General features: G+C 71.1%; 12 protein-coding genes. 9 read left to right on the forward strand and 3 right to left on the reverse strand.

The window, feature by feature from the left end; all coding sequences use genetic code 11:
- Nucleotides 1–54 precede the first annotated feature (54 nt).
- Nucleotides 55–606 carry an NUDIX domain-containing protein gene (locus ACZ7CF_RS37715; RefSeq protein ID WP_470372067.1) on the reverse strand — a complete coding sequence of 184 codons (552 nt, stop codon included), beginning with the start codon at nt 604–606 and terminating at the stop codon, nt 55–57.
- Between the two features lie 265 nt (nt 607–871).
- On the opposite strand from ACZ7CF_RS37715, the gene ACZ7CF_RS37720 reads away from it, so the two are divergent.
- The 6 genes from ACZ7CF_RS37720 to ACZ7CF_RS37745 are packed head-to-tail and all read left to right on the forward strand — an operon-like array spanning nt 872 to nt 6,909.
- Entirely contained in the window at nt 872–1,903 is a 1,032-nt protein-coding gene (locus ACZ7CF_RS37720) for an NAD-dependent epimerase/dehydratase family protein (RefSeq protein WP_360400070.1), read from the forward strand.
- 2 nt (nt 1,904–1,905) lie between these two features.
- A complete protein-coding gene (locus tag ACZ7CF_RS37725; RefSeq protein ID WP_458432983.1) occupies nt 1,906–3,237 on the forward strand; it encodes a D-arabinono-1,4-lactone oxidase in 1,332 nt (443 codons plus the stop codon).
- 22 nt (nt 3,238–3,259) lie between these two features.
- Nucleotides 3,260–4,144 carry a sugar phosphate isomerase/epimerase family protein gene (locus ACZ7CF_RS37730; protein ID WP_470372068.1) on the forward strand — a complete coding sequence of 295 codons (885 nt, stop codon included), beginning with the start codon at nt 3,260–3,262 and terminating at the stop codon, nt 4,142–4,144.
- A gap of 39 nt (nt 4,145–4,183) precedes the next feature.
- A complete protein-coding gene (locus ACZ7CF_RS37735; protein ID WP_470372069.1) occupies nt 4,184–4,495 on the forward strand; it encodes an L-rhamnose mutarotase in 312 nt (103 codons plus the stop codon).
- Entirely contained in the window at nt 4,492–5,472 is a 981-nt protein-coding gene (locus tag ACZ7CF_RS37740) for an aldo/keto reductase (RefSeq protein WP_470372070.1), read from the forward strand. Before ACZ7CF_RS37735 ends, ACZ7CF_RS37740 begins: the two co-directional genes overlap by 4 nt.
- 30 nt (nt 5,473–5,502) lie before the next feature.
- Nucleotides 5,503–6,909: a glutamate decarboxylase gene (locus ACZ7CF_RS37745; RefSeq protein WP_470372071.1), complete on the forward strand. Its 1,407-nt coding sequence runs from the start codon at nt 5,503–5,505 to the stop codon at nt 6,907–6,909.
- On the opposite strand, the gene ACZ7CF_RS37750 is transcribed toward ACZ7CF_RS37745, so the two are convergent.
- On the reverse strand, nt 6,847–8,262 hold the full coding sequence (locus tag ACZ7CF_RS37750) for an ATP-binding protein (protein ID WP_470372072.1): 1,416 nt from the start codon (nt 8,260–8,262) through the stop codon (nt 6,847–6,849). The two genes, ACZ7CF_RS37745 and ACZ7CF_RS37750, sit on opposite strands and share 63 nt — an antisense overlap.
- Nucleotides 8,262–9,929: an NAD(P)/FAD-dependent oxidoreductase gene (locus ACZ7CF_RS37755; RefSeq protein WP_470372073.1), complete on the reverse strand. Its 1,668-nt coding sequence runs from the start codon at nt 9,927–9,929 to the stop codon at nt 8,262–8,264. The genes ACZ7CF_RS37750 and ACZ7CF_RS37755 overlap by 1 nt, the downstream gene beginning before the upstream one ends.
- A gap of 56 nt (nt 9,930–9,985) precedes the next feature.
- Between ACZ7CF_RS37755 and ACZ7CF_RS37760 the strand changes: the two genes are divergently transcribed.
- The 3 genes from ACZ7CF_RS37760 to ACZ7CF_RS37770 all read left to right on the forward strand — a co-directional run bounded on the left by ACZ7CF_RS37760 (nt 9,986) and on the right by ACZ7CF_RS37770 (nt 12,554).
- Nucleotides 9,986–10,252: a UBP-type zinc finger domain-containing protein gene (locus ACZ7CF_RS37760; RefSeq protein ID WP_360400046.1), complete on the forward strand. Its 267-nt coding sequence runs from the start codon at nt 9,986–9,988 to the stop codon at nt 10,250–10,252.
- 479 nt (nt 10,253–10,731) lie between these two features.
- Nucleotides 10,732–10,935: an MbtH family protein gene (locus tag ACZ7CF_RS37765; protein WP_360400043.1), complete on the forward strand. Its 204-nt coding sequence runs from the start codon at nt 10,732–10,734 to the stop codon at nt 10,933–10,935.
- A gap of 296 nt (nt 10,936–11,231) precedes the next feature.
- Nucleotides 11,232–12,554 (forward strand): serine hydrolase domain-containing protein, encoded by a 1,323-nt coding sequence (locus ACZ7CF_RS37770; protein WP_470372074.1) that lies wholly within the window; start codon nt 11,232–11,234, stop codon nt 12,552–12,554.
- The last annotated feature ends 66 nt before the right edge of the window (nt 12,555–12,620 follow it).

Genomic DNA, 12,620 nt, shown 5'->3' on the forward strand with positions numbered 1-12,620 from the left:
TTGCCGAATACCGGAATGCCGCGCACATTCACAGAATTGCGACACCGGGTGAATTCAGCTCCGCCCGGCGACGCCCAGCTGCTCCGCCGCCAGCGCGAGGAGCTGGTCGAGGTAGGCGTTCCCGGTGGGCTCCGTCAGCGGCCACCAGACGAAGGCGTCGTGCGTGCTGTCGACCCGCGGCCGGGCGTCGTGCTCGGCCTGGGCGAGGAAGGTGACGTTGACGGTGTGGGTGGGGGAGTCGCCGTGCGCGGAGGCCTCGAAGACGGTGGAGAACGTCCCCAGCACACCGCACAGGGTCACGCTCAGCCCTGACTCCTGCTCGGCCGTGCGCACCGCGGCCTCGGCGAGCTGCTCGCCCTTGCGCATGCGCCCGCCCTGCAACCACAGGGAACCCGCCTGGGGTTCCTGGCTGCGCCGGGTGAGCAGCGCCTCGCCGGCGCGGACGACGAGCGTGTCGACGCAGACGACGGGCATCCGTTCCAGGATCTCGCGGTAGAGCTCCTCGGGCACCCAGGCGTGGCCTCCGGTGCCGGGGCCGTCGCGCCAGTCGAGCACGGGTGCCGCGGGCAGTGCGTCCGACTGCACGGGGTTGAGCGGTCCAGGCATCGTCCTCCGCCTTCCGGTGATCGCGTTCGCGCTGGAAGGTATGGACCTGTTGCGCACCGGACCACCTCCCGTCCCGTTCGGTGGGACGAACTCCGCTCCGCCGGACCCGGCCGGAATTCCGTCCCGAACACTGGAACGGGCTCTGGATGATCGATGCCGGCTGTCACACACTCCCTTCAGCCGACGGCCGGCTGCCGGGCGAGAACTCCCACCGGCAGCCGCGCAGAAATACCCGTCACCCCGATCTCACGAATGGAATCTCCTCATGACCCAGCAGGAATTCTGGCGCGGCAAAAGAGTGCTGGTCACCGGTGGCTGCTCGTTCATCGGATCGCACCTGGTGGAGCACCTCGTCGGTGCCGGTGCCAGGGTGCGCGTCGCCGACGACCTCAGCTCGGGACGTCTGGAGAACCTCAGCGACGTTCCGGAGTCCGCCTGGGAGTTCGTGGAGGGCGACCTCTGCGACCCGCGGCTCGCCGCCGAGGTGATGCGCGGCATCGACGTCGTCTTCCACCTCGCCGCGATCCACGGCGGCAGAGGGTTCATCGAGCTGCACCAGGCCGCGTGCTCGCGCAACTTCGTCCTGGACGGCGTGGTCTCGCAGGCGGCGGTCGACGCGGGCGTGGAGAACTTCGTCTTCGCCTCCTCCGGCTGCGTCTACCCGGTCGACCTGCAGGCCGACGTGAACGAGGAGGTCCGGCTCTCGGAACCGCAGGTGGGGCCGCCGTTCCACGCGGACGGGATCTACGGCTGGGCCAAGCTGATGACCGAGCAGCGGCTCGCCGCGCTCCACGCCGAGCTCGGGTTCCCGTCGGTGTCGTGCCGCCTGTTCACGGTCTACGGCGAGCGCTGCCCGGAGAGCCACGCCCTGACCGCCATGGTGGGCCGGGCGTTCATCCAGCAGAAGCCCTTCGAGGTCTGGGGTGACGGGACGCAGATCCGCAACTGGACCTACGTCACGGACATCGTGCGCGGCCTGGTCCTCGCCGGGGAGCGCGTCCACGACGGCAGCGCGATCAACCTCGGCACCGAGGAGCCGATCCAGGTCAAGGAAGCCGCCAGGATGATCCTGGAGTTCACCGGCCAGGCCGACACGGAGATCAAGCCGCTGCCCGACAAGCCGACCGGCCCCTACAACCGGGTCGCGTCCGCCGCCATGGCGTTCGAGCGGCTCGGCTGGGCGCCCGAGGTGCCGTTCCACACCGGTCTCAAGCGGCTCACCGAGTGGTACTTCGAGTCGCGCCAGGCCGAGCGGATGACGACGGCCGAGTTCGCCGAGCGGCTGACCACGAGGTAGAGATGACCGACGCACCGCGGGTGACACCAGGACCGGAGATCACCACCGGGGAACACCGGCGCACGGCGTGGTCCAACTGGAGCGGGGCGGTCCGCGGCATCGCGGACCGCCTCCTCGCTCCGGACACCGCGGACCAGCTGCGCGACATCGTGCTCGACGACACCGCACGCGCACGCGGCATCAGCGTGGTGGGCTCGGGGCACTCCTACGCGAACCTCGTCGCACCGACCGGCCGGACGCTGGTCGACCTGCGCCACCACCGCGGTGTCGTCGCCGTCGACCCGGCGGCCATGACGGTCACGGTGAGGGCGGGCACGACGATGCGCGAGCTGAACCGGGAGCTCGCCGCGGCGGGCTTCGCGTTGCCGAACCAGAGCGCGATCGACGAGCAGACCGTCGCCGGCGTGGTGGCCACGGCCACGCACGGGAGCAGCCCCCGGCTCGGCACGCTCTCCAGCCACGTCGTGGCGGCGCGGATCCTCACCGCGGACGGCCGGGTGCGCACGATCACGCGGGACGACCCGGAGCTCGACGGCGTCCGCGTGCACCTGGGGTGCCTCGGCGTGGTCCTGGACCTCACCTTCACCGTCGTGCCCGGCCACCGGCTGCGCAAGGTGGTCCGGCGCAGGCCGCTGGCGGAGGTGCTGGCGAACCTCGACGAGTTCCGCGGAGTCCACTTCGGCGGCTTCTGGTGGTACCCGCACACCTCCCAGGCGATCGTCTGGGAGGCGGCGCCGACGGACGAGCCACCGACCCAGCCACCGGGACCGCCCGGTGCCCTGCTTTCGGCCCTGTGCAACAACTCCTGGTCGTCGCGGGTCGCGGGTGCCGCGCACTACGCGGCCGCTGTGGCCGCCGGCCGGGGCGGTGCGCAGGTCATGCGGTGCGACGACGCGCTCCTGCACCACCTGCCGCCACCCGTGCAGGGCACCGAGTACAGCGTCCCGTTCGACCGGGCGGCCGACGCCGTCCGCGCCCTGGCCGGGGAGGTGCGCCGAGGCAGGTTGCGCGTCTGCGCACCCGTGGACATCCGCTTCACCGCCGCGGACACCGCCTGGCTCAGCCCGAGCAGGCAGGCCACCACCTGCCACATCGGCGTGACGCACCCCGTGACAGCACGGGACCCCGAGGGGTGGGTCGCACCGCTGCGCGCCGTGGACTCGGTGCTGTGGGACTTCGACGGCCGCCCGCACTGGGCCAAGGTCCACTTCCGCACGGGCGGGGAGCTGGCCGCGCGCTACCCGGAGTGGGACCGGTTCCAGGAGCTGCGCAGGGCCTGGGACCCGGACGGCGTCTTCCTCGGAGGGCACCTCCGAGAGCTCTTCGAACGCTGACCCCTTCGAGAGGCGGAAGCTCATGGCGATCAAGTTCGGCTACCACACCTGGTCCTACTCCAGCTTCGGCAGCTGGGTTCCCGCGTACACGTTGGACGAGACCGTCAAGCGCTTGGCGCGCATCGGCTTCGACGGCATCGAGATCGGTGCCGCCGCACCGCACGCCTTTCCGCCGTACCTGAGCCCGGCCCGGCGGCGCGAGGTGCGCAGCCTGCTCGACGACCACGGCGTGGAGGTCTCCGGCATCGGCCCGGCGCCCACCGGGGGACCCGGTTACAACCCGAGCTCTCCGATGGCCGAGGAACGCGAAGCGACCGTGGAGCACTACCGCGCGATCAACGAGCTGTGCGCCGAGTGGGGCGCCGGAGCGGTGGTCTACCTGCCAGGCTGGGTCGTGTTCGGCACCCGGCGGCGGCAGGCCTGGGCGTGGTCGCGCGAATGCCTGGCCCTGGTCGCCGACGACGCGGCGCAGTACGGCCTCACGGTGGTGGTCGAGCCGCTCGCGGAGAACTCGAACCTGTGCGAGAGCGGCGAGGACGCCATGGAGCTGATGGAGGACATCGCGCGGCCGAACGTCAAGGTGATGTTCGACTGCAGCCACGTCCGCTACCGGCGGGAGTCGCTCACCGACCAGGTCCACCTGATGGGCGGCGACCTGCACCAGATCCACATCGCCGACACCAGGGGAACGCAGACGCGGTTGCCGGCCGGTTCCGGGGACGAGGACTGGGAAGGCCTGGTCGACGCCCTGCTCGACACGGGTTTTGACGGCTACCTCACGGCCGAGACGGGGTTCCACCGCCGCGGGATCGACCCCGACCACGACGCGCGGGCAGGGCTCGCGTTCCTCAAACCGCTGGTGGAGCGAAAGCTCGCCGAACGCGCCGCGTCCACCCCCGCACCCTGACCCGCGTCCCCGGCAACCCGATCGGAAGGTACCGGCACCATGGAGACAGTCGCCCTGCACACCAGGCTCAAGCCGGGCAAGGAAGCCGCCTACGAGGCCGCGCACGCCCGGATTCCCGACGACCTCGACGCGGCGCTGCGCGCGGCGGGGGTGCGGTCGTGGCGGATCTGGCGCAGCGGTCTCGACCTGTTCCACGTCGTCGAGGTGGACGACTACGCGGCCATGATGGAGAAGATGCACGGGCACCCGGCGGACATCCCGTGGCAGCAGAGGATGGACGAGTTCCTCGACGCCCCGCTCGACTACGACTCGGGCAGCTCGGCCGCGAAGTTCGTGTGGGAGCTGCCGTGATCCACGGCCTCGGCCTCGGCGGGTCCGCACTGGGGAACCTGTACCGCCCCGTGTCCGATGTGGACGCCCGCGCCACCGTCGACGCCGCGTGGCAGGCCGGTGTCCGGTACTTCGACACCGCCCCGCACTACGGCCTCGGCCTGTCGGAACGGCGGCTCGGGGCAGCGCTCGCGGACCGGCCCCGGTCGGAGTTCGTCATCTCCACCAAGGTCGGCAGGCTGCTGGAACCCCGTGACAGCGGCGGTGACGACCTGGCCGAGGGCTTCGCGGTGCCCGCGACCCACCGCCGGGTGTGGGACTTCAGCGCGGACGGGGTGCGCCGCTCGCTGGAGGCCTCGCTGACGCGGCTCGGCCTGGACCGGGTCGACCTCGTCTACGTCCACGACCCGGACGACCACGCCGAGCAGGTCCTGCGCGAGGCGTTGCCGGCCTTGGCGGAGCTGAAGGCCCAGGGCGTGGTCCGCGGGATCGGCGTGGGCGTGAACCGGTGGGAGGTGGCGGAGCCGTTCGTGTTGGCGCATCCCCTGGACCACGTCATGCTGGCCGGCCGGTACACGGTGCTCGAACACGCCGCGACCCTGGACTTCCTGTCGCTGTGCGCGGAACGGGAAGTCTCCGTGGTGGCGGCCGGTGTCTTCAACTCCGGGTTGCTGGCCCGCCACGAGGTCCCTGCCGACGCCACGCACGACTACACGACGGCACCGCCCGCGCTGGTCGAGCGCGCCCGCAGGATCGCCGGAGTCTGCCGCCGGCACGGCGTCCCGCTCCCGCGGGCGGCGCTGCACTTCCCGTTCGGGCACCCGGCGGTGCGGGCGGTCGTGGTCGGTGCCCGGTCGGCGGCCGAGGTCACCGAGAACGTCGCGATGGCCGCCGGCGAGGTGCCCGCCGGTGTCTGGTCCGACCTGCGCGCCGAGAACCTGCTCTCCCCGACCGTTCCCGTACCGCTGCCGAAGAGCTTCGAGAAGGCGGCCGGCTGATGTTCCTCCGATCTCCAGTTGAGGTGTGTGATGTTTGAGCTGCAGAGAAGTTCCACCGGCTGGCGGCTGCCGCAGGAGCCGACGGCGGCGGGCACGGCGTACCAGGCGGTGCAGGACGAGCTGCGCCCGGACGTGCGGCCACAGCAGAACCTGGCGACGTTCATCACCACCGGGATGGAGCCGGAGGCCGAACGGCTGATGGCCGACTTCCTCTACCACAACACCGTCGACGGCGTGCAGCCGTTGCACACGGCCGACCTGGCGCAGCGGTGCGTCGCGGCGCTCGCCGACCTGTGGCACGCCGCCGACCCGGACAGCGCGGTCGGCACGTCGACCGGCGGTTCCAGCGAGGCCTGCATGCTCGGCGGGCTCGCGATGCTGATGCGGTGGCGCTCCCGCGCCGGCGGTTCCGGCAGGCGGCCCAACCTGGTCATGAGCACCGCCGTGCACGTGTGCTGGGCGAAGTTCTGCGCCTACTGGGACGTCGAGGCGAGGCAGGTCCCGGTGCGCGAAGGCGGTTCGGGCATCGACCCGCAGACCGCGGCCGACCTGTGCGACAGCGACACCATCGGCGTGGTGACCGTGCTCGGCACCACCTACGACGGCTTCTACGAACCGGTGCAGGAGGTGTGCGCCGCGCTGGACCGGCGGTGCGCCCGCGACGGCGTGGACGTGCCGGTGCACGTCGACGCGGCCTCCGGCGGGATGGTGGCACCGTTCCTCGACCCCGCGCTGGTGTGGGACTTCCGGCTGCCCAGGGTGAGCTCGATCAACACGTCCGGGCACAAGTACGGCCTCGTCGCTCCGGGGCTGGGGTGGATCGTGTGGCGCGACCCGAGCGTGGTGCCCGCCGAGATCGGGTTCTCGACCGACTACACCGGTGGCCGCATGTCCACCCAGACGCTGTCGTTCACCCGGCCCGTCGCACCGGTCATCGCGCAGTACTACCAGTTCCTCCGCCTGGGGGCGGAGGGCTACCGGGCCGTCATGCGGCGCTGCCGCGACCTCGCCCTGTCGCTGACCGCGCACCTCGGCCAGTTCCCCGAGCTGCGGGTGGTCTCCCGCACGGACCACCTGCCCCTGGTCGCGTTCACCACCCACCACGACGCCGGTTTCAGCGTCACCGACCTCGCCGACCGCCTCCGCCGGCGCGGCTGGCTCGTGCCCACCTACGCACTCCCGGCCGACCAGGCGGACGTCACGGTCGCGCGGATCGTCTGCCGCAACGACCTCTCCGACGTGCTCGCCCGCCGGCTCGCGGACGACATCGCCGACGCGGTCACCGCGCTGCGCGCCGATGCGGTACTGCCCGTCCAGCGGGGCAACGACGTGGTGCCGCGGAGCGCGGAGATCACCTTGACGGCCGCAGGAGGGTCAGGCTCCTACAGCAGCTTCCAGCGGAAGGAGGACCTGGAACCGCGTGTCACCCGGCTGTGACTCCACCCGGATGTCGCCGTGGTGCTTGTTCACCACGATCCGCCAGGAGATCTCCAGCCCGAGCCCGGTGCCCTCACCGACCGGTTTGGTGGTGAAGAACGGCTCGAAGATCCGGCTCCGCACCGCCGCCGGGATGCCGGGGCCGGTGTCACCGATCTCCACCACGAGGTGCCGGTCCCGCCGGAACGTCCGCAAGGTCAGCGTGCCCGACCCGCCCATCGCGCTCAGCGCGTTGTCGATCATGTTCGTCCACACCTGGTTCAGCTCGCCGGCGTAGGCGGGGACGGACGGGAGTGTCCGGTCGTAGTTCTTCACCACCCGCACGTCGCCGAACTTGCCGCCGAACATGACCAGGGTGGAGTCCAGCAGCTCGTGCACGTCGACCACCTGGAACGGTGCGCGGTCCATCTGCGAGTACTGCTTCGCGGCGGCGACCAGGGTGGACACCCGCGTGGTGGCGTCCTCGATCTCGTTCATCAGCATCTCGGTCTCGACCGTGTACCGCAGCCAGTGCACGGCCGAACCGGTGACGGCCGCCGGGCACGGCAGCAGCGAGGTCTCCAGCCACTCGACGTCCAGGCCACCCGCGACCAGGACCGGTGCCACGTCCCAGCCGCCGCTGACGCCGTGGTCGTCGAGCCAGTCGGAGACCTCGTCCTCGGCGTCGCTGGTCTCCAGCGGGCTGAGCTTCGGTGCCTTGGCGACCCGTTCGACCGCCTTCTCCTGCAGCTTCACCAACGCCGGCAGTTCGGACGGGTCGAGCGCGCCCTGGGCGAGCAGGGCGAGTTCGTGGCGCATGCCCGCGACGCGTTCGCGCAGGGCCGCGGTGGCACGCACGGCGGCCGCGGCCGGGTTGTTCAGCTCGTGGGTCAGACCCGCGGACAACGCGCCGAGCGCGGTGAGGCGTTCGTGCTGGCCCACCGTCGCCTGGGTGTTGCGCATGCCCCAGAACAGGCCCTCCAGCAGGTGCATGGCCATCGGGAACCACGTGCGGACCATCGGGCCGAACTCGTCGGCGTCGAACTGCAGCATCGACGTGGCCGTGATCGACTCGACGGTCATCTGGTAGGTGGGCTGGTCGAGCTCCAGGTAGGCCTGGGTGGCGCCGAAGTACGAGCCGCGCAGGTCGCTGCGGCTCACCTCGATGCGCTGGCCGCCGATGGTGCGGCACAGCGCGACGGTTCCTCCCAGCAGCACGAAGAAGCACGTCGCCGGCTCGCCCTCGGTGAGCACGGGGGTGCCCGCCGCGCGGGTCTCGACGTGACCGTGGGCGGCCAGCCAGTCCAGCTGCGCGTCGTCGAGCTCCTCGAACAGGAACAGCTCGCGCAGTTCCGCCGGGGTGAGCCGCTGCATCAGGACCTCTCCAGGTAGCGGTGGACCAGCGTGACGGCCATGGCGCCCTCGCCGACCGCGGACGCGACGCGCTTCACCGACTCCGCGCGGACGTCGCCCGCCACGAACACGCCGGGCAGGCTCGTCTCCAGGTGGTACGGCGCCCGCTCCAGGTCCCAGCCGGGCGGGGAGGTGCCGAGGTCGGGCCCGGCGAGCAGGAAGCCGTGCTCGTCGCGCTCCAGCGTGCCGTCCAGCCAGTCCGTGCGCGGGGCGGCGCCGATGAACGCGAACAGCCAGCTCGCCGGGACCGCCGTCGTCTCGCCGGTCTTGTTGTTCAGCAGCGTCAGCGTCTCCAGGTGGCCCTCACCCGCGCCGCCGCAGACCTCGGTGTGGGGGCGGACCTCCACGTTCCCGATCGCGTCGAGCTGGTCGATCAGGTACCGCGACATCGACTGCTCCAGCGAGTCGCCGCGCACCAGGATCACGACCTTGCGCGCGTGCCCGGAGAAGTAGACGGCCGCCTGGCCCGCTGAGTTCGCGCCACCGACCAGGTACACGTCCTGGCCCGCGCAGTTCGGGCCCTCGGTCGTCGAGGCGCCGTAGTACACGCCCCGGCCGGTCAGCTCGCCGAGGCCGGGCGCGTTCAGCAACCGGTACGACACCCCCGTGGCGAGGATGACGGTGTGGGCGGAGAGCTCGGTGCCGTCGCCGAACCGCACGACTCGCGCGGCACCCCGGCGTTCGAGCGCGACGACGTCACGGGTGGTGAGCAGCTCCACGCCGAACTTCACCGCCTGCCTGCGGGCCCGTTCGGTCAGCTGCCCGCCGGACACGCCGTCCGGGAAGCCCAGGTAGTTCTCGATGCGGCTGCTCGTACCGGCCTGGCCGCCGGTCGCGATCCGTTCCACCAGGACGGTCCGCAGGCCCTCCGACCCGCCGTACACCGCGGCACCGAGGCCCGCGGGACCGCCGCCGACGACGATCAGGTCGTAGAAGTCGGCCGACGGCTGCGTGCTCAGGCCCACCTCGGCGGCGAGCTCCGCGTCGGACGGGTCGACCAGTGCCTTGCCCGAAGCCGTGACCACGACCGGCAGCGTCGTCCCGTCCTGGTGCGCCGCGGTCAGCAGGCAGCGCGCCTCCGGCTCGTCGAGCGCGTGCCAGCGGAACGGGACGTTGTTGCGCGCCAGGAAGTCGCGCACCTCGTAGGACCGCGGCGACCAGCGGTGCCCGACCACCCGCACCCGCTGCGGCGGCTGCCGGTCGCTCACCGCCCACGCCCGCAGCTGCTCGTCGAGCACCGGGTAGAGGTTCTGCTCCGGCGGGTCCCACGGCTTGAGCAGGTAGTGGTCGAGGTCCACGACGTTGATCGCCTGGATCGCCGCGTCGGTGTCGGCGTAGGCGGTCAGCAGCACCCGCCGTGCCTGCGGGAACACGTCCATCGCCTGTTCGAGGAACTCGATGCCGCTCATCTGCGGCATCCGGTGGTCGGCCAGCAGCGCCGCGACCTCCTCACCGCGCAGCTTGATCTCGTGCAGCGCCTCCAGCGCCTGCGGCCCGGACTCCGCCCGCACCACGCGGTACTGCTCGCCGTACTTCCGCCGCAGGTCGCGCGCCACCGACCGGGACACGGCCGGGTCGTCGTCCACCGTGAGAATCGAAGGCCGCGCGACGCGACCGGCAGTCGTCATGCGCCCAGTCAAACACCAGAAGTTGTTGAAAGCTGCAATGGAGGTACCGTCGGGCCGTGACCACCACCACCTGCGAACACGTCGCCGACCTGGGCCCGGAGCCCACCCCCAGCACGACGGAGGGCTGCGAGGACTGCCTGGCCACCGGAGGCAGGTGGGTCCACCTGCGCCTGTGCCTGGGCTGCGGCAAGGTCGCCTGCTGCGACTCCTCGCCGGCCAAGCACGCCTCGAAGCACTTCGCCGAGGAAGGGCACCCGATCATCCGCTCGTTCGAGCCGGGCGAGGCCTGGCGCTGGTGCTTCGTGGACAGCACGCTCGTGTGAGCCGCGCGGTGCCCGGCCGGCTGAGTTCGCGTCGGCCGAGGCACCGCGCTCGTCATTCCACTCCAGATGGACAGAACGCCGCGGCGACGTCTCCGCCGCGGGGATTCACGGGACAGTCCGTCGAAGTCCTTTGTGGTGCGGGTTGTCTTGCCACGTACCGCTCCTACCCGCATTGACGGGTCGAATCCGATGGGCAGCTCCTGGCCGTCCTGCCTGCGGGAAAAGCAAGGAACTCTCGGGTAACGCCCCGCTTCCCGATGTCGCAGATTCCTAAACATATGAACTTTTGATGTCGGAATGTGGACATATCAAGAATGCTCCTTTCGGCGGTGTTTGCGGCAGTGTCGGGGAGACACTGTTGTCCTCGGATTGCGTTCGTGGCTGGTTTCTGCGCGGGTTCCCCTCGGATGATCGGGATTCGGCTGGGCTCCGGCACGTCCGCATCCGCTGCTGACGATCGACAGAAGAAGGAGAAAGTTGTGACCGACGACACCTACCAGGTCCTCGTGAACGACGAGGAGCAACACTCGTTGTGGCCTTTGGGCAAAGAGGTCCCGCACGGCTGGCGTGCCGAGGGCAAGCAGGGGTCGCGGCAGGAGTGCATGGACCACGTCGACACCGTCTGGACCGACATGCGGCCCCGTAGCCTGCGTGAACAGATGGCGGCCGAACAGAACGGCTGATCACTCGCCGTTGTCCGCAGGGGCGGCCGGAGTCGACGGCCAGGTGAACGGCGCCCGCTGCGGCAGGGCCCGGCGCACAGTTCGCCGTACACCGCAGAACTCACTTCGGGACTCCGCAGGCATTGATCTGCGGAGTTGTTCGACGCTGTCCTGCTGTCGATCGTGTGCATGGATTCCGAATGTTATTCGGGACAGCGTGGAATTTGTGTGAGGTGCGGTTGCGGCGGGTACCAAGGTTTGTCACGGGTTATATGTGCCCGGGTATTCAGCTTTTTGCGGAGTTCTACGGAAGGGTGATGGTGGACCACTTACGCGGGGTGCTCGAACGAGCGGCTCTCGCCAACGACGTACCGGGCGCACAGCTCGTGGTCCGGTGCGGCGGTGAGGCCTTTGAATTCGAGTTCGGAGAAGAGCGGCACGGTACGGGTTGCGCGGTCCGGCGGGACAGCAAGGTGCCCATCGGGTCAATCACCAAGACATTCACGGCGACGCTGTTGATGGTTCTGGTGTCCGACGGTGACGTCGACCTGGACGAGCCGGTCGTGGAGTACCTGCCCGAGCTGCGGCAGGCCCTCGGCGCCAATGCCGACGTCCTCACCGCCCGCCACCTGCTGAGCCACACCGGCGGCCTGCAGTCGGAGCTCATCGCCGCCGACGACCGGGCGGCGCTCGCGGCCTCCGTGCGGGACGTCGTGCAGCCGCCGGGAGCCGGGTTCTCCTACTCCAACACCGGCTACGCCCTGGTCGGACGCCTGATCGAGGCGGTCACCGGCATGGAGTGGGCGGAGGCGCTCCGCGCCGTGCTGCTCAAGCCGCTCGGTCTGGAGCTCGGGTTCATCGCCGGCGCCGAGGACGTCACCCCGGCCGCCAGCGGGCACACCGTCAACCGCGCGCTGCGGCTGGTGCGGCCCGTCGAGCAGGAGCTGACGCCGGTCGAGGCGCCGGCGGGCGGGCTCACCGCGAGTGCCGCGGACCTGGTCGAGCTCGCGCGGATGCACCTCGACCCGCGACACGGCGGCATCGACCCCGGCCTGGTCACGCCCGAGCACCTCGCCGAGATGCGCAGGCCGGTGCCCGGAGCGGACCCGTTCGGCCTGGCCGACGGCTGGGGGCTGGGGCTCGCCCTGTTCCGCAGCCACGGCACCGGCTGGTTCGGCCACGACGGCACCGCCGACGGCACGTCCTGCCACCTGCGGCTCAACCCCGCGTCCGGCACGGTCGTCGCACTGACCGCGAACTCCTCGACGGGTGCCGCCCTCTGGCGCGACCTGCTGCCCGAGCTGCGCGCGGCCGGCATCGACCTCGCCGACAGCGCCGCGACGATCAACGCCGAACCGCGCGCGTCCATCCCGGGCGAGTGCACCGGCACGTACGTCAACGGCGACACCGCCTTCTCGGTCGTCGTGCGGGGCGACGAGCTGCACCTGGTCGTCGACGACGAACCGGCCGCGCGGCTCGCGGTCCACGACGGGTTCGTGTTCTCGGTGACCGAGCTCGCCGGCGGCGCGACCGGTCACCCCGGCCGCTTCCTGCGCGATCCGCGCAGCGGCCGGATCGACCGCATCCAGATCGGCGGCCGGGTCGCCGGCCGGCGAGGCCGCGACCGCGACGTGGCCTGACCCCGCCGCAGGTCCCCGCACCCCCTTCCCCCAGTACCCGTGGCGCTGCTGCGCGCCCGAAAGAGG

The organism is Lentzea sp. NPDC036955, from assembly GCF_055608005.1.